The organism is Variovorax sp. PBL-E5 (genome assembly GCF_901827185.1).
In the GTDB taxonomy this organism is placed as follows: Bacteria; Pseudomonadota; Gammaproteobacteria; order Burkholderiales; family Burkholderiaceae_C; genus Variovorax.
This window is the reverse complement of record NZ_LR594671.1, coordinates 4439123-4460554: the sequence shown is the minus strand read 5'-3', so window position 1 is coordinate 4460554 and position 21432 is coordinate 4439123. Positions and strand designations below refer to the sequence as shown.

20 protein-coding genes are annotated in these 21432 nt (G+C 69.5%); 7 read left to right on the top strand and 13 right to left on the bottom strand.

Features of this window, described 5'->3' with window-relative positions; genetic code table 11:
* Positions 1 to 45 precede the first annotated feature (45 nt).
* Positions 46 to 1104 carry an aromatic ring-hydroxylating dioxygenase subunit alpha gene (locus WDLP6_RS21740; RefSeq protein ID WP_162594025.1) on the bottom strand — a complete coding sequence of 353 codons (1059 nt, stop codon included), beginning with the start codon at positions 1102 to 1104 and terminating at the stop codon, positions 46 to 48.
* An 85-nt stretch (positions 1105 to 1189) separates the two neighbouring features.
* Between WDLP6_RS21740 and WDLP6_RS21735 the strand changes: the two genes are divergently transcribed.
* Entirely contained in the window at positions 1190 to 1945 is a 756-nt protein-coding gene (locus tag WDLP6_RS21735; protein WP_162594024.1) for a GntR family transcriptional regulator, read from the top strand.
* On the opposite strand, the gene WDLP6_RS21730 is transcribed toward WDLP6_RS21735, so the two are convergent.
* From WDLP6_RS21730 to WDLP6_RS21705, 6 genes are all read right to left on the bottom strand, one after another.
* Positions 1864 to 2604 carry a phosphoribosyltransferase gene (locus tag WDLP6_RS21730; RefSeq protein WP_162594023.1) on the bottom strand — a complete coding sequence of 247 codons (741 nt, stop codon included), beginning with the start codon at positions 2602 to 2604 and terminating at the stop codon, positions 1864 to 1866. The two genes, WDLP6_RS21735 and WDLP6_RS21730, sit on opposite strands and share 82 nt — an antisense overlap.
* Positions 2605 to 2613: 9 nt before the next feature.
* Complete coding sequence (locus tag WDLP6_RS21725; RefSeq protein WP_162594022.1) at positions 2614 to 3444, bottom strand: ATP-binding cassette domain-containing protein; 831 nt, start codon at positions 3442 to 3444, stop codon at positions 2614 to 2616.
* Positions 3441 to 4490, bottom strand: a complete 1050-nt coding sequence (locus WDLP6_RS21720) for an ABC transporter ATP-binding protein (RefSeq protein ID WP_162594021.1) — start codon at positions 4488 to 4490, stop codon at positions 3441 to 3443. Before WDLP6_RS21720 ends, WDLP6_RS21725 begins: the two co-directional genes overlap by 4 nt.
* Positions 4487 to 5374, bottom strand: a complete 888-nt coding sequence (locus WDLP6_RS21715) for an ABC transporter permease (RefSeq protein ID WP_162594020.1) — start codon at positions 5372 to 5374, stop codon at positions 4487 to 4489. The genes WDLP6_RS21720 and WDLP6_RS21715 overlap by 4 nt, the downstream gene beginning before the upstream one ends.
* A complete protein-coding gene (locus tag WDLP6_RS21710) occupies positions 5371 to 6348 on the bottom strand; it encodes an ABC transporter permease (RefSeq protein ID WP_162594019.1) in 978 nt (325 codons plus the stop codon). The genes WDLP6_RS21715 and WDLP6_RS21710 overlap by 4 nt, the downstream gene beginning before the upstream one ends.
* A 91-nt stretch (positions 6349 to 6439) precedes the next feature.
* Entirely contained in the window at positions 6440 to 8044 is a 1605-nt protein-coding gene (locus WDLP6_RS21705; RefSeq protein ID WP_162594018.1) for an ABC transporter substrate-binding protein, read from the bottom strand.
* Between the two features lie 92 nt (positions 8045 to 8136).
* Here WDLP6_RS21705 and WDLP6_RS21700 point away from each other — a divergent pair, with 92 nt between their 5' ends.
* The gene (locus WDLP6_RS21700; RefSeq protein WP_162594017.1) at positions 8137 to 9321 is read left to right on the top strand and encodes a M20 aminoacylase family protein; all 1185 of its coding nucleotides are present in this window, start codon (positions 8137 to 8139) and stop codon (positions 9319 to 9321) included.
* Here WDLP6_RS21700 and WDLP6_RS21695 read toward each other — a convergent pair.
* Together WDLP6_RS21695 and WDLP6_RS21690 are read right to left on the bottom strand one after the other, a co-directional pair.
* On the bottom strand, positions 9293 to 10660 hold the full coding sequence (locus WDLP6_RS21695) for a tetratricopeptide repeat protein (protein WP_162594016.1): 1368 nt from the start codon (positions 10658 to 10660) through the stop codon (positions 9293 to 9295). The genes WDLP6_RS21700 and WDLP6_RS21695 overlap by 29 nt on opposite strands.
* Positions 10661 to 10720: 60 nt before the next feature.
* Positions 10721 to 11119: a tautomerase family protein gene (locus tag WDLP6_RS21690; RefSeq protein WP_162594015.1), complete on the bottom strand. Its 399-nt coding sequence runs from the start codon at positions 11117 to 11119 to the stop codon at positions 10721 to 10723.
* Positions 11120 to 11228: 109 nt separating this feature from the next.
* On the opposite strand from WDLP6_RS21690, the gene WDLP6_RS21685 reads away from it, so the two are divergent.
* From WDLP6_RS21685 to WDLP6_RS21665, 5 genes are read left to right on the top strand one after another with little or no spacing between them, the layout of a single operon-like run.
* A complete protein-coding gene (locus tag WDLP6_RS21685; RefSeq protein ID WP_162594014.1) occupies positions 11229 to 12089 on the top strand; it encodes a LysR family transcriptional regulator in 861 nt (286 codons plus the stop codon).
* Positions 12090 to 12143: 54 nt separating this feature from the next.
* Entirely contained in the window at positions 12144 to 13712 is a 1569-nt protein-coding gene (locus tag WDLP6_RS21680) for a metallophosphoesterase (RefSeq protein ID WP_162594013.1), read from the top strand.
* Positions 13702 to 14730 (top strand): Gfo/Idh/MocA family protein, encoded by a 1029-nt coding sequence (locus WDLP6_RS21675; protein ID WP_162594012.1) that lies wholly within the window; start codon positions 13702 to 13704, stop codon positions 14728 to 14730. Before WDLP6_RS21680 ends, WDLP6_RS21675 begins: the two co-directional genes overlap by 11 nt.
* Complete coding sequence (locus WDLP6_RS21670; protein ID WP_162594011.1) at positions 14730 to 15950, top strand: aminotransferase class III-fold pyridoxal phosphate-dependent enzyme; 1221 nt, start codon at positions 14730 to 14732, stop codon at positions 15948 to 15950. Before WDLP6_RS21675 ends, WDLP6_RS21670 begins: the two co-directional genes overlap by 1 nt.
* On the top strand, positions 15947 to 16507 hold the full coding sequence (locus WDLP6_RS21665) for an ATP/GTP-binding protein (RefSeq protein ID WP_162594010.1): 561 nt from the start codon (positions 15947 to 15949) through the stop codon (positions 16505 to 16507). The genes WDLP6_RS21670 and WDLP6_RS21665 overlap by 4 nt, the downstream gene beginning before the upstream one ends.
* Positions 16508 to 16543: 36 nt before the next feature.
* Here WDLP6_RS21665 and WDLP6_RS21660 read toward each other — a convergent pair whose 3' ends face one another.
* The 4 genes from WDLP6_RS21660 to WDLP6_RS21645 all read right to left on the bottom strand — a co-directional run bounded on the left by WDLP6_RS21660 (position 16544) and on the right by WDLP6_RS21645 (position 21432).
* A complete protein-coding gene (locus WDLP6_RS21660) occupies positions 16544 to 17950 on the bottom strand; it encodes an amidase (RefSeq protein ID WP_162594009.1) in 1407 nt (468 codons plus the stop codon).
* Between the two features lie 73 nt (positions 17951 to 18023).
* Positions 18024 to 19517, bottom strand: coding sequence for an ABC transporter substrate-binding protein (locus WDLP6_RS21655; RefSeq protein ID WP_162594008.1), 1494 nt, complete (start codon positions 19515 to 19517; stop codon positions 18024 to 18026).
* 104 nt (positions 19518 to 19621) lie between these two features.
* Positions 19622 to 20452 carry an ATP-binding cassette domain-containing protein gene (locus WDLP6_RS21650; RefSeq protein ID WP_162594007.1) on the bottom strand — a complete coding sequence of 277 codons (831 nt, stop codon included), beginning with the start codon at positions 20450 to 20452 and terminating at the stop codon, positions 19622 to 19624.
* On the bottom strand, positions 20449 to 21432 hold the full coding sequence (locus WDLP6_RS21645; RefSeq protein ID WP_162594006.1) for an ABC transporter ATP-binding protein: 984 nt from the start codon (positions 21430 to 21432) through the stop codon (positions 20449 to 20451). Before WDLP6_RS21645 ends, WDLP6_RS21650 begins: the two co-directional genes overlap by 4 nt.

Below are 21432 nucleotides of genomic sequence, written 5' to 3'. Positions count from 1 at the left end.
GCCGCGACTATAGGGCAGCAAGCTGACGCGACGGCCGCCGCGCGCTCAGGCGGCCGCTGGCGATGCCTCCGCGGCCGGCCCCTGCTCGGCCGCGATGATGCGGTCGAGCACGCGCCGCGACTGCACGCCGCCGGCATCGATGTTGAGCTTGAGCACGTTGCGCCCGGGCCAGGCCAGCAGGTTCTTCTGCTGGCGCTCCAGCATCTCCAGGTCTTCGCTGAAGATCTTGCCCTGGCCTTCGCGGATGCTGGCCGTGAGCGCCTTGTCCTTCGGATTGAAGTTGCGCGCCATGCCCCAGAAATACCAGATCGAGGTGTCGGTTTCGGGCGTGATGAAGTCGACCACGATGCTCGAGGCCTTGTACTGCGGCTCGGCCTCGTAGCCGCCCTTGCCGGCCAGCGCCACGCCGACCTCGATCATCACGTGGCTGGGCGGCGTGAAGCGGCAGATCTGCCAGCGGTCGACCGGCTGGTCGTCGGGCAGGTGGTTGCCGCGCAGCGCCATCTTCCAGAACGGCGGCGCCATGATGTTCTCCATGAAACGGCTGGTGATGACCTCGTCGCCCTCGGCCTTCGTGGCCGGTGGCGCCTCGTCGATTTCCTTCTGGCCGATGCTGCTCGCGTGCACGTAGGTCTCGTGCGTGAGGTCCATCAGGTTGTCGATCATCAGCCGGTAGTCGCAGGCGATGTGGAACATGCCGCCGCCGTGCGCCCACTCGGGATTCTCGGCCCATGCGAGGTGGTGGATCTTGTCGGCATCGGCTTGCGCCGCGTCGCCCGGCCAGACCCAGATGAAGCCATGGCGTTCGACCACCGGGTAGGTCCGGATCGCCGGGAAGCCGCGCACGCGCTGACCGGGCATCGCGACCGTCTTGCCGTCGCAGCCCATCTCCAGGCCGTGGTAGCCGCAGACCAGCTTGCCCTCGACCACCTGGCCGAGCGACAGCGGCGCGCCGCGGTGCGGGCAGAAATCCTCCAGCGCGGCGACCGCGCCGTCGGGGCCGCGGTAGAACACGATCTGCTCGTTGCAGATCTTGCGGCCGAGCGGCCGGTCGTCGATCTCGTTGGGCGTGCAGGCCACGTACCAGGCATTCTTGAGGAACATGTTTTCTCCGTCATCGCAATTACTGGATCCAATTATGAAGGAAAATAAGATTTCAACCGAAAAAATTCGACTGAATGGATCCCATATGAGTCAAAAACAGGATTCAAGCCCGCGCGCCGAAGACAGCGGCAGCGTGGTCGCGACGCTGCGCAAGCTGATCATCGAAGGGCATTACGCGGCCGGCTCGCGCGTGGCGGAAATCGCGGTCGCCGAGGCCTTGGGCGTCTCGCGCACGCCGGTGCGCATCGCCTTCCGCACGCTGGAGCAGGAAGGCCTGCTGCAGCCGGCGGGCAAGCGGGGCTTCGTCGTGCGCGAGTTCTCGGACCATGACGTGCAATGCGCGCTCGAAGTGCGTGGCGTGCTCGAAGGCCTGGCGGCACGGCGTCTTGCCGAGCGCGGCATGCCCGACGCGGTGCGCCAGACATTGCAGGGCTGTGTCGACGAGGGCGGCCGGCTGCTCGCCAAGGGCCATCTGACGCAGGAGGACGTGGGCGCCTGGAGCCGGCTCAACAACCGCTTCCACCGCGCGATCGTCGAATCGATCGAGAGCTCGGTCATCGCCGACGCGATCGCGCGCAACAACCATCTGCCTTTCGCGTCGGCCGATTCGATCATCATCGACCCGGCGTCACTGGACCGCGAGTACGAGAAGCTGCGCTTTGCCCAGCTGCAGCACCAGCTGGTCTTCGAGGCGCTGGAGCAGCGCGAGTCCGCGCGCGTCGAGATGCTGATGCGCGAGCATGCCTACATCGGGCTGCGCTACGGCAAGCTGTTCGGGCTGCAGGCCGGCAGCATTGGGAGTGCCTCGTCGCGCAGCACCCACCCCTCGGGCACCGCCTGAAGCAGCGGGCTCTCGAACACGCCCACCACGCGCGCGGCGCGTTCGGTGCCGAGCTTGTTGGCCCATTGCGTGCCCTGAAGCATCGCCACGCCACAGGCGACGACCTCGCCGCCCAGCGATTCGATCAGTTCCCACGCGGCCCGCAGCGTGGTGCCGGTGCTGACCGCATCGTCCACCAGCACGAGGCGCCGGCCCTCGATCAGCGGCCGCAGGTTCGGATCGAGGTAGATGCGCTTGCCCGGCACCGGCGAGGTGATCGAATGCACCGGCGCCGAGAGCGCATCGTCGTACCAGAACTTGCGCGAGTAGCCGAGCGGCAGATAGCGCGCGTGGCCCAGCGCGCGGGCGACCAGCGGCGCGAGCGCGAGGCCCAGGGTCGGCAGTCCGATCACCAGCTCGGGAGACAGCGGCGCGAGCCGGTGTGCCAGCAGCGTGCCCAGCGTGTCGACCACGTCGAGCGCCGCATGGTTGACCAGCAGCGAGGCCACCGCATGCCGGGGTTCGTTCGCCAGCTGCCGTATCGGCAGCATCAGCATGCGGCCATCGGGCAGGCGTGCCGGGTAGCCGAAGCGCCACGGCGGCCCCGGCTGTGCGAGCTCGTCGGCCTCGGCGATGCGCTGCCAGTAGCCGGTGGTCGCTTCGGTGAAATGGCGCGTCATCGTGCGACCTCAATCCTGCAGCTGGCGCGACGGATCGGGCACCGGCGTGGCCGCCAGCAGCCGGCGCGTGTAGTCGTGCTGCGGCGCATCGAGCACCGCGTCGGCATCGCCGCTCTCGACCACGCGGCCCTGGTGCATCACCATCACGCGGTCCGCCATCGCGCGCACCACGCCGAGGTCGTGCGTGATGAAGAGGTAGGCCAGGTTCTTCTGCCGCTGCAACTCGGCCATCAGCTTGAGGATCTGCGCGCGCACCGAAACATCGAGCGCGGACACCGGCTCGTCGGCAATGATCACGGCCGGGTTCGAGGCCATCGCACGCGCGATGCCGACGCGCTGCCGCTGGCCGCCCGACAGCTCGTGCGGCAGGCGATGGCGGAAATGCGCGGCGGGCAGGCCCACCTGTTCGAGCAGCGCATCGACTTCGATCGCGGCCGCACGCGCGTCGAGGCCACGGTGATGCACCAGCGGCAGCGCGACGCTCTGGCCGATGCTGCGACGCGGATTCAGCGAGCCGCCCGTGTCCTGGAACACCACCTGCACCGCGCGCCGGAAATCGCGTGCGGCCGCGCCCGAGCGCGCGGCGATGTCCTGTCCCTTGTAGAGGATCGCGCCTTCGCTCGGCGCCGTGAGGCCGAGCAGCATGCGCCCGAGCGTGGTCTTGCCGCTGCCGCTTTCGCCGACCAGCGCCAGCACCTCGCCGGGCCGAATCGACACCGACACGCGATCGACCGCGCGCTGCATCTGCCGCGCGCGGAACAGCCCGCCGCTCGCACGCACCGGGAACAGCCGGCTCACCTCGCGAGCTTCGAGCAAGGGCGCCTCGTTGCCTATGGTCATGGCGTGGCTCCCTCTCCCCTCTGGGGAGAGGGTTGGGGTGAGGGGCCTGCAGCCTCCCAAGTGCGCGCGGCCATCGCTTCGTCACTCAGATGACAACGATCCGCCCCGCCCCCGCGCGTCTTCAACCCAGGCTCCACGACATCGCACAGCCCCTCGCGCGCGATCGGGCAGCGCGGATGAAAGCGGCAGCCCGCAGGCCAGTGCCCCGCGATCGGCACGCCGCCCGGAATCGAGAACAGCGAATGCGCGCGCGAGGCCGGGTTGAGGATGCTGGCCAGCAGCCCCTGCGTGTACGGATGGCGCGGCGCGGCGAACAGCGGCCCGACCTCGCTGCTTTCGACGATCTGGCCCGCGTACATCACGTTGACGCGCTGGCAGGTCTCGGCCACCACCGCGAGATCGTGCGTGATCAGCAGGATGCCGAGATCGAGTTCGCGGCGCAGGCGCATCAGCAGCTTCAGGATGCCGGCCTGCACCGTGACGTCGAGCGCGGTCGTCGGCTCGTCGGCGATCAGCAGCGCGGGCCGCATGGCCAGCGCGGCCGCGATCAGGATGCGCTGGCGCATGCCGCCCGAGAGTTCGTGCGGGTACTTGCGCGCGATCTGTGCCGCATTCGGCAGCTCCATCAGGTCGATGAGTTCGAGCACGCGCGCATCGAGCCCGTCGGTGCGCCCGTGCGCGCGCAGCGCCTCGGCGATCTGCCGGCCCACCGGCATCAGCGGATCGAGGTAGCTCGTCGGATCCTGGAACACCATCCCCACGCGCGCGCCGCGCATCGTGCGCAGCGCGGCGCCGGGCAACTGCGCGAGATCCTTGCCTTCGAGCAGGACCTGCCCCGCCGCCACGCGCGCGAGCGGCGAGGGAAAGAGGTTCATGATCGCAAAGGCCGTCATCGACTTGCCCGAGCCCGATTCGCCGACCAGCCCCACGGCCTCGCCGCGGCGCACCGACAGCGAAACATCGTTCACCACCCGCAGCGGCGCCGATGCACCCTGGCGGATGTCGACCGAGAGGCCGCGCACGTCGAGCAGCAGATCGGCGCTCATCGCGAACTCGCGCGCGGGTTCAGCGCATCGTTGAGCGCATCGCCCAGCAGGTTGAAGCTGAGCACCGTCAGCGCGATCGCCAGGCCCGGAAAGGCCGACATCCACCAGGCGTCGCGCAGGTACTGCTGCGCGTCGTTGAGCATCGCACCCCAGGACACCTGGTTCGGATCGCCGAGGCCGAAGAAGCTCAGGCTGGCCTCGATCAGGATCGCCATCGCGATGTCCAGCGAGCCCAGCACGGTGATCGGCGCCGCCACGTTGGGCAGGATCTCGCGCACGATGATCGCGCCGTCGCCCATGCCGGCCACGCGCGCCGCATCGACGAACTGCGATTGCGCCAGCGTCGCGACCGAGGCCCGCACCACCCGCGCGAGCTGCGGCCACGAGAGCGCGGCGATCACCACGATCATCTTGAACACGCTGGTGCCGAACAGCGCGATGACGATCAGCGCCACCACGAAGCGCGGCAGCGTCTGGAAGAACTCGGCGATGCGCATCAAGAGCGTGTCCAGCCAGCCGCCGAAGTAGCCCGCCAGCGCGCCGACGATCACGCCGACAATGACCGCGAACAGCGCGCTCGCCACGCCGACCGTGAGCGAGATGCGCGTGCCGTAGACCACGCGCGCCCAGATGTCGCGGCCCAGGTCGTCGGTGCCCAGCCAGTGGCCGGGCGACAGCGGCGCGAGCAGCGAGCTGTCGCCGCCGCCCAGCGGGTCGTAGCCGCTGACCAGCGGCGCGAGCACCGCCAGCGCGAACAGCAGCGCGACGAAGGCCAGCGCGAGCACCGTCGTCGGGCGGCGCAGCAGCCGCTTCCGGAAGCCGGCCTTGCGCAACGGCGTGCCAGCGGCAGGCACTGCGATGGGCGTCAATGGAAGATCGCTCATGCGCGTTCGATCCGCGGATCGATCAGCCGATGAACGATGTCGGTGACGAGGTTGGCGAGCACCACCGTGACCGACACCATCAGCAGGATCGCGAGCATCACCGGGTAGTCGCGCTTGGAGATCGATTCATAGAGCAGCCGGCCGATGCCGGGCCAGGCGAACACGGCCTCGATCAGTGCCGAGCCCGCGAGCACGAAGCCGACGTTGTAGCCAATCACGGTGATCACCGGCGCCGCCGCATTGCGCAGCGCATGCACCACCACCACGGTCCACTCGGTCGCGCCGCGCGAGCGCGCAGCGAGGATGAAGTCGGCGTTCATCACCTCCAGCATCGCGGCGCGCGTGATGCGCGTGATCAGCGTCAGGTAGCGCAGCGACAGCGCGAAGGCCGGCAGCACGAGGTAGCTCAGATGCTGCACGAAGCCGGCGAAGCCCGGCGCGCTGCCGCGCACTGAGGCGTTGCCCTGCGAAGGCAGCCAGCCGAGCCAGATCGCGAACACCAGGATCAGCAGCTGGCCGAGCCAGAAATCCGGGATCGCATAGCCGGCCGACGAGGCGCCCTGGATCGCCGAATCGAGCACGCCGCGATGAGAGCGCGCGGCCGAGCGCGCCGCGACCACGCCGAACACGATGCCCATCACGCTGGCGAAGGCGAGCGCGGTCATCGTGAGTTCGAGCGTGGCGCCGAGGCGGTCGAGGATCAGCCCCGCCACCGGCTGCTGGTTGGCGAACGAGTAGCCGAAGTCGCCCTGCACCACCTTGCCGAGGTAGCGCAGCAGCTGGACCCAGATCGGCTGGTCGAGCCCGTACTCGTGGCGCATCTGCGCGAGGTATTCGGGCGGCGCCGGAAAGTCGCCGACCAGCAGCGTGACCGGGTCGCCGGGCGTGAAGGCGATCAGCAGGAAGTTGAGCACCACCACCGCCAGCAGCAGCGGGACCGCATGCAGCAGGCGGCGCAGGATGAAGGCGGGCATCAGCGGACCAGGCCGGCGCCGGGCCGCCCCAAGGCGGCCTGCGGTCCCCTCGGGGGGCAGCGACGACACGAAGTGCGGAGCGTGGAGGCCATCAGTCCGTGCGCCGCACGCCGGCCCACTGATCGCGCGCATCGAGCGCAGGGAACATGCCCGTGAGCTTCTTCGTCGCCGTGTCCACGGTCTCTTCGTCGTACAGGATCAACGAGGGAAGGTCTTCGTTGAGGATCACCTGCAGCTCCTTGTAGAGCTTCGCGCGTTCGGCGCGCTCGGTGGCCGTCGCGGCCTGGCCGAGCAGCGCATCGACCTTGGGATTCGAGTAGCCGCTCGCGTTGGTGTTGGGCGCAGTGCCGGTGTAGGTGGTGTACAGACGCGTGTAGCCGATGGCCGGATCGCCCGCCGAGAAATACGAGGCCAGCGTCAGCTCGAAATCGCGCTTGGCGAACACGCGGTCGTAGTACACCGAACGCTCGAGCGGTTCGAGCTTCACCTCGAGGCCGATCTGGCGCAGGTTGTCCTGGATGATCTGCGACAACGAACGCATCTGCGCGCGGCTGGCGTCGAAGGGCATGCGCACCGCGGCGCCGCCGGGCTTGAAGCCGGCCTTCTCGAGCAGCGCCTTGGCGCGCGCGGGATCGAGCGGGTATTTCTTCGCGTAGGCGACCTCGTCGTTGAAGAGCCACTTGAAGCCGTCGCCGAAGGCACCCGCGCCGGGCCGCGCGATGCCGTTCATCACTTGCTTGACCAGCCGCTGGCGGTCGATCGCGAAGGCCAGTGCGTGGCGCGCTTCCTTCTTCGCGAACAGCGGCAACTGCGTGTTGAACATCAGGAAGTAGAGCGCCGGGATGTTCACGCCGCGGCGCGGATTCAGGTTCTTGTCGGCCAGGATGCGCGGCACCTCGGGCTTGGGCGTGTAGAAGTCGAGCAGCTCGTCGACCTCGCCGGTCTGCAATGCGGGCACGCGGTTGGCGGCCTGCGGGATGATCTGGAAGATGATGGATTCGAGGTAGGGCTTGTCGCCGTCCCAGTACTGATCGTTGCGCACGAGCCGGATGCTGGCGCCGCGTTTCCATTCGGCGAACTTGAAGGGCCCGGTGCCCACCGGCTTCTGGTTCGCCGGATTGGTGCCGACGTTGCTGCCCTCGTAGACGTGGCGCGGCAGGATCGGCGCATCGAACACCGTCATCTGCGACAGGAAAGGCGCATAGGCCTTCTGCAGGCGGATCACCACGGTGCCCGGGTCGGGCGTGTCGACCTCGATGCCCAGGCTCTTGAACACCGGCGCCGCGCGCGGATGCAGCTTGCCCACGATCTCCAGCAGCGTGTACTTGACGTCGGCGCTCGTGAAGTCTCGGCCGTCGTGCCACTTGACGCCCTTGCGCAGCGTGAAGCGGTAGTTCTTGCCGTCGGGCGAGACGGTCCACTGGGTGGCGAGCGAAGGCCGGGGCTCGTACTGCGGGTCGAGCCAGACCAGGCCCTCGAGGATCTTGGCCGAGACGTCGCCGGCCGCGAAGTCGGTGGTGGTGCCGAGGTTGAGCGTCGGCGGATCGGCATCGATGGCCAGCACGGCCGTGCCCTTGCCGGTGGCGGCGCGGGCATGGCGCGTGGTGGCGAGCCCGCCGGCCAGGGCGAGCGCGCCGAGGCCGAGCTGGCGCCGCGTGAGGTGGGGGATCGGGGAGGGCGTGGTGGGGTCGGTCATTGTCGGGGCGCCATCGCTGGCAGTCTCTTTTCACGAAGCAATTTCGAGGCCATTGCAGCAGCCGCCATTATTGGCGTGGAAAATACGATCCCATGATTCCCGTTCCCGTGCATCCCGGCATCCAGGCTTCCACCGAGGAGATGATCGGGCTGCGCCGCCGGATCCATGCCAACCCCGAGCTCGGCTACGAGGAGTTCGAGACCGGTGCGCTGGTGGCCGAACGCCTTGCGCGCTGGGGCTATGCGGTGCACCGCGGCCTGGGCGGCACCGGCGTGGTCGGCACGCTCAAGCTCGGCAGCGGCACCCGGCGGCTGGGCCTGCGCGCCGACATGGATGCCTTGCCGATGACCGAGACCACCGGGCTTGGCTGGGCCAGCCGGCGGCCGGGCCGCATGCATGCCTGCGGCCACGACGGCCACACCGCGACCCTGCTCGCGGCCGCGCAGGTGCTGGCCGCTGCCAAAGGCTTCGACGGCACGCTGAACCTGATCTTCCAGCCGGCCGAGGAAGGCCTGCAGGGCGCGCAGAAGATGGTCGACGACGGCCTGTTCGAGCGCTTCCCCTGCGACGCGATCTATGCCTTCCACAACGAGCCGGGCTTTCCCGCGGGGCAATTCGGCTTTCTGCCGGGGCCGATCTACAGCTCCTCGGACACCGCGGTCATCACCATCGAAGGCAAGGGCGGCCATGGCGCGATGCCGCACACCACGGTCGATCCGATCATGGTCGCGGCGCACCTGATCCTGGCGCTGCAGACGCTGGTCTCGCGCGAGGTCGATCCGAACGACATGGCCGTCGTCACCGTCGGCGCGATGCACGCCGGCCACGCGCCCAACGTGATTCCGGCCGGCGCCGAGCTCAAGCTCACCGTGCGCGCGCGCCGGCCCGAGGTGCGGGCCTTCCTGCGCAAGCGGATCACGGCGATGGCGCAGGCCCAGGCGGCGGTGCATGGCGCGAGCGCGAAGGTGGCCTACGAATGGCGCACGCCGCCCTGCATCAACGACGAGGCCGCGACCGCGTTCGTGCGGCAGGTGGCACTCGAATCGATGGGGCCGAAGGCGCTGATCGCCGGCATGGCGCCGCTGCAGGCCAGCGACGACTTCGCGTTCATGCTCAACGTCGTGCCGGGCAGCTACTTCATCGTCGGCAACGGCGACGGCACGCCGGGCGGCGGCCCGGGCTGCATGGTGCACAACACCGGCTACGACTTCAACGACGAGATCCTGCCGGGCACCGCCAGCTTCTGGGTCACGCTGGTGCAGGCCTACCTGCGCTGAAGGCCGGCAGGCCGAGCCGCGCGTGCACCGCGTCGGCCTGGCGGCGCAGGCGAAGCGATTCGGCCTGGCCGTTGACCTGCTGCTGAAGAATGCCCTGCGCCCCGGCCAGGGCCGATTCGCTGCCGATGCGGATCAGCGCATCGAGGTAGACCTGCTCGAACAGGTCGCGCTGCGCATGGCTGCCGCCGATCTCGACCAGCCGCGGCAGCGCGATCCCCAGGCCTTCCGCTGCCGCTGCGAAGTCGCCGCGCGCATGCGCGAGCAGGCCGTGCGCGGCGGGCACGCAGACACGCGTCCATGCGGCGCGCGTCGATGCCGGCGCCTGCGGTGCGAAGGCGTCGATGTGGCGCAGCAGCATGTCGGCCTCGGGCCGGCCGGCCCGCGCGAGTCCGTAGAGATACTGCAGATCGAGAAAGGGCAACACGTGGTCATCGAGCCGCTGCGCCAGATAGCCGCCCAGGTCCTGCCAGCGCGTGCCGACGTCGATGCCCGCCAGTTCGAAGCGCGCGAGCAGCGACACCGCGCCGATCTGGTCCTGCGAATAGTCCTTGACCACCCCCCACACCCGTTCGTCGTAGACCGCGAGCGCCTCGGCATCGCGGCCCAGGTCGATCAGGAACAGCGCCACGTGCCACCAGTTGTGCGTCACCATGAAGGAGTTGAGGCCGACCCAGGTGTCGCTGACGCCCTGCATGAAGTCCAGGCCTTCGCTCAGGCGGCCTTCGGTGAGCATCACGTGGCCCAGCGCATGATGGGCCCAGGGCTCCTTGCGTTCCATCGCGATCGCACGCCGCGCGCTGGCCTCGGCCTCGCGCATCAGGTGGCATTGCTCGTAGCCGAAGGCCAGCATGCCGTGCAGGTAGGGCACGTCGGCCGCGGCCGGCAGCGCGGCCAGCGCGAGCCGCAGCATGCCGGGGCAGTCGCCGGTGTTGAAGCAGTGGTACTGGCCCAGCTTGAGCGAGGCGAGATCGCGCGGATGCTCGCGCGCCTGCGCGTGGTGCAGCGCGATGGCGCGCGCGATGTCGCCCTCGGCCCAGGCCTCGATGGCGGCGATGTAGCGCTGTTCGCGGCTGGTGGCCTGCGCGGCGCCGGCGCGTGCGCGCGCGAGGAAGGGCCGCGCGTCGGCCACGGCATCGCGCGATTCGGCGAACAGGTGCAGCGTCGCGCAGTAAGCCTGCACGATCGGGCTCGGGTCCTCGGCGGCGGCGAGCACCTCGGCCGCGCGCGCTTCGCAGGAAATGAAGCCCTCGACGAAATCATCGATGCGCGGCAGGCTCGCGGTGTCGGCGAGCGTGACCGGATTGCCGAGGCTGTCGGTGGCGGAGGGCGCTGAACGCAAGGCGGTTCCCGGGTCGGAGTTCGAAACCCCTTCATGGTGCCACGCCCGGCCGCCGCTGGCTCAGACGCCCGCTTGCTGGTGCCGGTATTCCTGCGTCCGGCCGCCGTAGCCGTAGGCGGTGGCGCGGACGTCGATCACGTGGATGTACGACACCTCGTGCAGATTGCCGCGCAGCGCGGCCATCGCGTCGTAGACCTCGTGCAGGTAGCGCGCCTTCTCGGCCTTGGTGTTGGTCTCGTCGCTGATGCTGATGTCGAGGTGGAAGGCCGACTTGCCGAGCTCCGCCAGCGATTGGCCGCCGACGAACCAGGCATCGGCCGCGATGTACTGCACGGTGATCGCGATCACCGGCAACTTCTTGTCGAGCACGGTCCGCGTGAGTTCGGTCACGCGGTCGACGACCTTGCGGGTGAGCTGCGCGTCGGGCTGGCCGGAGAGATGGATGACGATGTGCGGCATGGTGCTGTCCTTGGAGATGAATGAACGTGGCTTCATTGTTGGGTTGCCAAAGACATCTGAAAAGCGGGAAGATATGATGGATGTCATCGGTTTCACGAATGGATAGCACATGCAGGCATTCGATCTCGATCAGCTGAAGACCCTCGTCGCCGTGGTCGATGCCGGCAGCCTCACCGCCGCGGCGCCGCAAGTCTTCCTCTCGCAGTCCGCGGTGAGCGAGCAGATGCGCAAGCTCGAGGCGCGGGCCGGCCATCCGCTGCTCACGCGCAGCAAGGCCGGCGTGGCGCCGACCTCCGCCGGGACGCGGCTCATCGCGCATGCGCGGCGGATCCTGGCGATGAGCGACGAGGCCTGGCGCGACCTGCGCGGCGAGACGCTGCAGGGCGAACTCCGCCTCGCGGTCACCGACTATTTCCGGCCCGGCGATCTGGCGCGCCTGCTGGGCCGTCTCGGCGAGAACTATCCCCGGGTGCGCCTGCATGTGAGCGTGCTCAAGAGCGGCGCCATCGAGGCCGGCTACGCAGGCGGCGATTTCGATGTCGGGCTGTCGATGCGCATCGTCGGCATCGGCCCTGCGAAGCCGGGCATGGCGGTGCTGCGGCGCGAGTCGCTGGCCTGGATGGGCGCGACGGGCATGCGCATCGCGCGCGGCGAGCCGCTGCGCCTCCTGGTGCTGCCCGATACCTGTTCGCTGCACCAGTTCACCGTCCGGCTGCTGCGTCGCCGGCAGCTGCCTTTCTCCATCGCCCACGTGGCGTCGGGCGTGGCGGGGCTGCAGTCGGCGCTGGCCGCGGGGTTGGGCGTGGCCTGCCTCAACGAGTCGGCCCTCAGCGAAGGCGTGGCGCGGCTGGCGCCGCCGCATGGCTTGCCAGCGCTGCCGCGCGTGGCTTTCCACTTCCTTCCGGCACGGCGCGGCGAAAGCGATTTCGTGACGCGCGCACGCGAGCTGCTGGCCTCGCATCTCGTCTGAATCCCGGGCCGGCCCGCTTGCTTTCGAGGTCGCAGCGGGAGACACTTCGGCGCCATGGTGTCCCATGATGTCCTGCACATATCCGACCTGCACGTCGAGTCGCGAGAGCAGGTCGACGGACTGCTCGGCACCCTGGAAGTCGACCTCAGGCACGACCTGGCCTGCGAGCGCCTGCGGGCCATCATCGTCAGCGGCGACGTCACCAACCATGCGACCGACGCGCAATATGCGCTCGCGCTGGACCTGCTGAGCGAACTGCGCGCCGCGTTCGAGGTGCCCGACGACGGCATGGTCGTGGCGCCGGGCAACCACGATGTGTCCTGGGCGGCGTCGAAGGCCGCATTGACGCGGCAGCGGGCCAGCCGGCGCAGCGCCGCGGGCCTGTTCTTTCCCGATCCGCAGAATGCCGCCTTCCGCTATCGCGCGGACGAGGTGGCCTACCGCGAACGTTTCACCGCCTATGCGGCATTCCAGCTGGCCGTCTCGGGCGTGGCCTTTCCGCTCGCGTACGAAGACCAGTTCCACATCCACGTGCTCGAGGATGCCGGCCTGCTGGTGCTGACCCTGAACTCGGCCTGGAACCTGAACCACGTGCAGGACAAGGATGCCGGCATCCATGCGAACGGCTTCGACCGCGCCATCAAGCAACTGGTGCGCACGCCGCGCTACCGCGAGCTCAACAAGATCGCCGTCTGGCACCATCCGCTCGACAGCCATGGCGACGACCGCATCCGCGATGCCGCCTTTGCCCGGCGCCTGGCGCAGATCGGTTTCGGGCTCGCGCTGCACGGCCACACGCACGAGGTGCGGACCCAGCGGCTGCTCTACGAACTGGCCGACGATGGACGGGTGCTGCACGTGATGGGCGCCGGCAGCCTCGCCGCCAGCGCGCGCGAACTGCCGCTGGCCACGCCCTGGTCGTACAACCTGATCCGGGTCACGCCGCAGCGCGCGACGCTGGTGCCGCGCTTCCGGCGCAGCGCCAAGGATCCGTGGGAGCCCTATCCGGTGTGGCAAAAGAATGCGCTCGAACGTTCGACCGAGTACGCCGTCGCCTTTCGGCCGGCGGCCCCTGCGGGCGGCGATGCGTCGGCCTTGATCGGCACGCTGGCCGAACTCAAGCGGCATCTGGCCGCGGAGAACTATTCGCTCGACGGCCATCGCATTGCCGTCGAGGCGCATCTCTTCGATGCGCAGGGCCGTGTGCTGCTGCAGCGCCGGGGCGAGCTGGCACGCGACGAGGTCGACCGCCACGAAGGCATCGGCGGCGAGCTCGGGCTGCGCACGGACCTGCTCGCGGCGCTGAGGGAAGAGATCGCCGACAAGCTCGGTCCGGAGGTCTCGGTCGAGATCGACAAGCTGCTCGAGGTGCGGCCGATCACCTTTCTCGAACGGGGCCACGACCGGCAATCGTGGTACGTGGTCTCCTACCTCGGCCGCCTGGTGTCGGGCGCGCCGCGCATCATGCGGCCGGGGCTGACCCGGTCGCTGGACTTCTTCACGCTGCAGCAGATCGAGGAGGCGGCCGAAGGCAGTCTGAGCGCTTCGACCGTGCGCGCGTTCTCGGCCTACCGGGCGCGTTACGGCAACGTGCCCTACTTCGAGCGCACGGATGTCCGTTGAGCCGCGGCCTCTCGATCCTCGCAGCGGGCGGCCGCTGCGGGTGGCGCTCATCGGCTGCGGCGAGCATGCGACGAACACCCTGCTGCCCGCATTGCAAAGAGTGCATGCGCCGGCTTTCGAACTGGTCGCGCTGTGCGATGCGGACATCGCGGCGGCGTCCGCGCTCGCGCGCAGGCACCGCGTCGCGCTGGCGCTGGCCGATGTCGATGCGCTGCTGCGCTGCGAGCTCGATGGCGCGTTCCTTTGCGCCACCCCGTCGGCGCATCAGGACCTGACCCGGCGCCTGCTCGAAGCGGGCGTGCATGTCTTCGTCGAGAAACCGCCTGCATCCAGCCATCGCGTGCTCGCCGAGAATGCCGCGCTCGCGGAGCGCCTCGGCCTTCACACCCAGGTCGGGCACAACTTCAGGCATGCGCCGATCTTCCGGCGGCTGCGGGAGCATCTCGCGCGCCACCCGCTGCGCTCGCCCGCGCTGTGCGTCGGCAACTATGTCGCCCGCTGGCCGCGCGAGGATCGCTGGAATTCCGGATCGGTCGCGAAGTCCTTCCTGCTCACGCACGGCGCGCACCTGATCGATCTCGTGAGCTTCCTGTTCGGGCCGATGCACGATGTCGAGTCCCGCATCGAGCACGATCCGGATTCCGGCGGCGTGCTCATCACGATGGACGCGCAGCACGCCGCCGGCCTGCGCACCCGGCTCCAGATGACGAACGGCGCGCCCCGCTTCGGCCTGGATCTCTCGGTCTTCGGCGACGGCGGCGATGCCATCCGCACGGAGAATTTCAGCGCACTGCGCATCGTGTCGCCCGGCGAGGCGCGCGATACCGCGGCCGCATGGCAGCCGGGCGCGCTCGACGACGCGCTCGACCTGGCAGGCTATGTGCACGAGTTGCAGTGCTTTCTCTCCGCCGTGGCCGGCGGGCCCGCATCGTCGCCGACGCTGCGCGAGGCCGTGCCGGTCTACACCGTGCTGGATGCCATCGTCGAGCGGGCCGGCGTCACTGCCAGTGCAGGCTGATGCCGGACAACGTCAAGAAGCTGGAAGGCATCCGCTTCGTGCGCGGCGCGGGCGCGACGCTGTTCGACGAATCGGGCAACGGCTACCTGGATTTCACCTGCAGCTACGGCCCGATCCTGCTCGGCCATGCGGATGCGCGGGTCAACGCAGCCGTCGCCGAGCAGATGGCGCGCGGCGTGCTCTTTCCTTACGCGCCGCCTTGTGTCGACAGCTTGCAGGAGGCGCTGGTTTCGTTCTTTCCGCACGCCGATGGCTGCCTGTTCTTCAAGACGGGGTCCGAGGCCGTCAGTGCCGCCATCCGGCTCGCGCGCGCCTTCACCGGCCGCGATCGCATCGTGCGCTCGGGCTTCACCGGCTGGCACGATGCCTCGATCGCGCCGCATCGCAAATGGCACGACCACGACCATGATGCCGGCGCGCAGCCGTTCGAACGCGTGCCGGGTGTGCCCGCGGCGGTCGCGCAGGACGTCTGGCCCTGGGATGGGTGTGACCTCGATGCCTTGTTCGACATGGCGCGGCAGGATCGACGCGGCGTGGCCGCGATCGTGATCGATCCGGTGCAGCTGCGCGAGCCGCTGCAGGCGTCGGCCATGGCCTGTCTGCAGGCGGCACGCCGGCTGGGCGCGCTCCTGATCTTCGACGAGACCAAGACCTCGCTGCGCCTGGGACTCGGCGGCGCGCAGGCGCTGCTGGGCGTGGCCGCGGACCTCACGGTGGTGGGCAAGGCGCTGGGCAACGGCTTTCCGCTGTCGGCCGTGCTGGCGGCCGAGCCGGTGCTGCGGCATACCGCCGAGTGCCGGATCAAGGGCACCTACAACGGTGAAGCCTGCTCGATCGCCGCGGCGCTCGCGACCCTCGACGTGCTGCGTTCGGCGCCGGACTTCGCAGGTCGCCTGGCCGGCCTCGGCACGCGGATGATCGAAGGCTTCAATCGCGTGGCTGCAGCGGTGGGCGTGTCGTTTGCCGTGAAGGCGATGCCGTACCGATGGCCGGCAATGCCGCACGTCGATTTCATCTCCGGCGACCGGCTCGCGGCAGCGGAACTGTCCAGGCGCTTCAGCCATGCGCTGCTCGAGCGCCGGATGGTCTGGCTGCCGAATCACATGAACTACCTGTCGCTGTCCCACACCGCGGCGGACGTGGACGCATGGCTCGCTGCCTGTCGCGACGCGCTCGCGGCCGGCGAGCTGGCCGATGCGTTGCGACGCGTCAGCGCATGATGCGGATCGCGGTCACCGGCGGCTCGTGCAGCGGCAAGACGACGGCGGTCCAGCGAGCGCGGCTGCGCGATCCTGCACGGATCGATGTCGTGACCGAAGTGGCCGCGGATCTGCTGCGCGAGCAGCCGGTCTGCCAGGACGGCATGCCGGCCGCCGAACGCCGGGCCTTGCAGCTGCGCATCCATGCCGAGCAATTGCGGCGCGAGTCCGCTGCGCGGCGTTGCGACATCGTGCTCACCGATCGTGGCACGCTCGATGCAGCCGCCTACTGGCCCGAAGGCGCGCAGGACTTCTGGCGCACGGTGGGCAGTTCGCAGGCGCTCGAACTGCAGCGCTACGACGGCGTCATCTTCATGGAAGGCGCGCCCGCGCACTTCGTCGGCGACGCGGTGAGGTCGGAGACGGCCGAGGAGTCCTCGCGCATCGCGGCGCGCATCCTGGCGCTGTGGACTGATCATCCTGGGCTCGTGCGGGTCGCGGCCTGTGCCGTCTTCGAGGACAAGATGCAGCAGTTCCTGCGGGCCCTCGATGCGATGACCGCGAGGCCGCAAGCCTGAGGCACCGGGCCGCGCGGCGGGCGGCCCGGGCCGGACTCAGCTGCGCGGCGGCTGCGGCCAGGGCCGCTGCGTTTCGCGGATCAGCTCGAAGGCGCGCGAGACCTTGAGCACGCCGAGATCGTCGAAGCGCTGCCCCGCGATCTGCAGCCCGATCGGCAGGCCGCTGGCGGTGTAGCCGCAATTGATCGACGACGCCGGCTGCTCGGACATGTTGTACGGCACGGTGAAGCCGATGTGTTCGAGCGGCCGCAGCGGGTCGTTGGTGGGCGAGGGCGCTTCGGCTGCGGCGGGCGGATTGGGCGCGGTCGGCGAGATCACGTAGTCGTATGCCGCGCAGGCGGCCACCGTCGCGACGCGCGTCGTGTGGAACTGGCTGAAGGCGCGGAACACGTGCTCGCCGCTGAAGCGCTCCGCGCTGTCGGCCCATTCGCGGATGTAGGGCAGCACCTTGGCGCGTTGCTCGGGCCTGAGCGCATTCATGTCGACCCGCGAGCGCATGCGCCACAGGTGGTCCATGCCGTCGAGCATCGCCTGCGACATGAAAGGCTGCATCGGCTCGACGATGGCGCCGGCGCGCTCGAAGAGGCGCGCCGCCTGCTCGACGGCCGCGCGGATCTCGGGCTCGACCGCGAGGCCGCAGCCGGCGTCGAGCAAGAGGCCGATGCGAAGGCCGCGCAGGTGGTCGGCCGCGACATCGAAGGACGACCACGCGATGTCCTGCGCGGGCAGGCTCATGCTGTCGCGCGCGTCGGGCTGCGCCAGCACCTGCATCATCAATGCGGCATCGCCCACGGTGCGCGTCATCGGCCCGGCGGCGCGGCCCATGTAGGGCGGGTCGATCGGGATGCGGCCGAGGCTGGGCTTGAGCGTGAAGATCCCGCACCAGCCGGCCGGCAGCCGCAGCGATCCGCCGATGTCGGTGCCGATGTGCAGCGGGCCATAGCCGGCCGCAGCCGCGGCGCCGGCACCGGCGCTCGATCCGCCCGGCGTCTTCGCCAGGTCCCAGGGATTGCGCGCCAGCGTGTGGAAGCTCGACAGGCCCGACGACAGCATGCCGTAGTCGGGCATGGTGGTCTTGCTCACGATCACCGCGCCGGCTTCCTTCAGCCGCGCGGCCGGCGGTGCATCGGCGGCCGCGGGCCGCAGATCGACGGCAGCCGTGCCGGAGGGCATCGGATCGCCGCGGGTCGCGATGTTCTCCTTGATGGTGGTCGGCACACCGTCGAGCGGGCCGGCCGGCTCGCCGCGGCGCCAGCGCGCTTCGGAGGCGCGCGCCTGTTCGAGCGCGGCGTCCGGCCGCAGCAGCCAGGTGGCGCGCAGATGCGGCTCCCAGCGCTCGACGTGGTCGAGCACCGAGCGCGTGACCTCGACCGGAGAGAGCTTGCCTTCGCGGTAGGCGGCGACGAGTTCCTGCGCCGACAGGTCGTACAGAGCGCCGGTCATTGGCGCACCCTTGGCGCTCCGCGCCTTCCCGCCAGGCGGGAGCGAGCTTGCTTGGGGCGGCCCGGCGCGGCGCTCATGCCCACGACAACGCCGCCAGGTCGTTGACGAAGATCGGCATGTCCTTCCAGAGGCCCTTGACGTTCTTCTTGGCGACGGTGGGCCACTGGGGCTGGAACAGGAAGCCGTTGGCGGCATCGGTCGCGAGGATCTTCTGCGCATCGCCGAGCAGCTTGGCCCGCTCGGCTGCGTTGCCGGTGGTCTTGATCTTGTCGTACACCGTGTCGAAGGCCTTCGACTGGTAGCCCCAGTAGTAGTCGGCCTTGGCGTAGTTGCCGAGGTCGAAGGGCTCGACGTGCGAGACGATCGTGAGGTCGTAGTTGTGCGGGCCGCCGTAGGTGTTGCTCAGCCACTGCGCCCACTCGACGTTCTGCACCTTGACGTTGATGCCGATCTTGGCGAGCTCCGCCGCGATCACCTCGCCGCCCTGGCGCGCGTAGGGCGGCGGCGGCAGCGTCATGGTGAGCTCGAGCGGCGTCTTCACGCCGGCTTCGGCCAACAGTTGCTTGGCCTTCTCGATGTTGAACGGATTGATGCCGGTGGTGTCCACATAGCCGGTCGCGCCGGGCACGTAGTGGCTGCCGATCGGCACGCCGAAGCCGTCGACCGCGCCTTCGATCACCGCCTTGCGGTCGATCGCCGCGAGGATGGCGCGCCGCACGCGCACGTCGTCCAGCGGCTTGTGCTTGTTGTTGATGGCCAGGATGGTCTTGGCCAGCGAGCCGCTGAGGATGACCTGGAACTGCGGGTTGTTCCTGAACTGCGGCACGACGCGCGTCGCGATGCGCGGGAAGGCATCGACGTCGCCGGCCAGCACGGCGGCAGCCTGGGCGGCCGGGTCGGAGATGAAGCGGAAGGTGACCTTGTTGATCTTCGCCGTGCCCGGGCTGCGAAAGCCCTCCCACCGGCTGAGCACCAGCGAGGAGCCCTTGGCCCAGCTGTCGAGCTTGTAGGGCCCGGTGCCGATCGGCTTGGTGGCATTGCCGTCGGCGCTCTTCGGCTCGACGATGACCGCGGTGGCCTGGCCCAGCAGGAACAGCAGGTCGGGATCGATCTCCTTGTTGATGACCACCACCGTGTTGTCATCGACCACCTGGGTGCTCATGTTGGCGAAGGTGCGCTTGTCCTTGTTGGTGCTCTTGTCGCCGCCGGCGCGGTCGAAGGAGAACTTCACGGTCTGCGCATTGAAGGGCTCGCCGTTCTGGAACTTGACGCCGCGTCGCAGCTTGAAGGTGTAGGTGCGCAGGTCGGGCGAGACCTCCCAGCTCTCGGCCAGCAGCGGCGTGACCTTGCCGTCCGCGTTGATCTTGGTCAGCGTCTCGAGGATGTTGTACTGCACGATCTCGGCGATGGCGGACGCCGCGCCTGCGGTCGGGTCCAGGCCCGGCGGTTCGAGCGCCATCCCGATCACGATCGAGTCCTTGCGGCCCTGCGCGAGCGCGGCGTGCGGCAGTGCGAGCGGCACGGTGGCCAGTGCGGCGGTGGTCAGAAGGGTGCGGCGTTTCAACATGGTCAGGGCTCCAGGGAAAGGCTGTGTTTGAGTAGGAACAGGACGTTACATCATGCGGGGTCGGATGCGTCCCCGGGCATTTGCTGAGGACCGGTCCGCCGCGTTCACGCCGACAGGGGCTCGGCGCGGGGCACCGCCGCGAGCAGGGCCTGCGTGTAGGGATGCTCGGCATGCGCGAAGAGCCGCTGCGGCGCGCCGCGCTCGACCACCAGGCCGCGGTGCAGCACGCAGACCTCGTCGCACAGGTGGTTCACCACCGCGAGGTCGTGGCTGATCAAGAGGTAGCTGATGCCGAACTGCTGCTGCAGGTCCTGCATCAGGTTCAGCACCTGGGCCTGCACCGAGACGTCGAGCGCGCTCACGGGCTCGTCGGCCACGATCAGCTTCGGCCGCGTGATGAGCGCGCGCGCGATCGCGATGCGCTGGCGCTGGCCACCGGAGAATTCGTGCGGGTACTTGTCGAGGTCGCTGCTGCGCAGGCCCACCGCGGCCAGCGATTCGGCCGCGCGCTCGCGCTGTTCGGCGCGGCTGGTCTCGGCCAGCGCCTCGAGCGGCTCGGCGACCACACGCGCCACGCGCTGGCGCGGGTCGAGCGAGCCGTAGGGGTCCTGGAACACCATCTGCACGTCGCGCCGCGCCTGGCGCAGTTCGTCCTTCGGCAAGGCGTTCAGGTCGCGGCCGAGCAGGCGGATGCGGCCGGAGGTCGGCACATCGAGCGCCATCACCAGCCGCGCGATGGTCGACTTGCCCGACCCCGACTCGCCGACGATGCCCAGGCTCTGGCCCGGGCGCACGCTGAAGCTCACGCCGTTGAGCGCCTTGACGGTCGGCGGTGGGCCGAACAGGCGCTCGCGCGGCAGGGTGTAGTGGCGCACGAGGTCGGTGACCTCGAGCAAGGGAACGGAGGTCGGATCAGGGTCGAAGCGATCGGTCATGCCTCGACGCCTTCAGTGATCTCATCGAGCCGGATGCAGCGCACCTGGTGATCGTGCGGCAGCAGCGTGGCCGGCGGCCGCGTGGCATGGCAGGCGTCGATGGTGAAGCCGCAGCGGCCCGCGAAGGGGCAGCCGGCGGGCAGGTCGACCAGCTCGGGCACGCTGCCGCGGATGGTCGCGAGCTTCACGCCGCGCGGCGCGCCGAGCGCGGGCCGGGCCGCGAACAGGCCTTGCGTGTAGGGATGGGCGCGCTCGGCGAACACGGCCGCGGTCGGGCCACTCTCGACCACGCTGCCGCCGTACATCACCAGCATCTTCGAGACGCTCTGCGCGATCACGCCGAGGTCGTGCGAGATCAGGATCAGCGCCATGCCGCGCTCGGCGACCAGGCCGCGGATGAGTTCGAGGATCTGCTTCTGGATCGTGACATCGAGCGCGGTGGTCGGCTCGTCGGCAATCAGCAGGTCGGGGCCGCAGGCCAGCGCCATGGCGATGCCGATGCGCTGGCGCTGGCCGCCCGAGAACTGGTGCGGATAGGCGTCCAGGCGCGACGCGGCATCGGGAATGCCCACGCGTTCGAGCAGCGCCAGCGCTTCCTTTCGCGCGTCGGCCGCCGACAGGCCGCGGTGCAGCCGCAGCGGCTCGCCGACTTGCCGCGCGATCGTGTGCACCGGATTGAGCGCGGTCATCGGCTCCTGGAAGATCATGCCGATGCGGTTGCCGCGGATCTCGCACATGGCGCGCTCGTCGCGGCCCACGAGCTCGGTGCCGTCGAAGCGGATGCTGCCCGTCACCCGGGCGGTCGACGGCAGCAGGCCCATGAGCGATTGCACCGTGACCGACTTGCCGCAGCCGGATTCGCCGACGATGCCCAGCGTCTCGCCGCGTTCGAGCGTGAAGCCGATGCCGCGCACGGCTTCGGCCGGTCCGCGCTGCGTCTGCAGCTGGACATGGAGGTCGGTGACTTCGAGAAGAGGCAT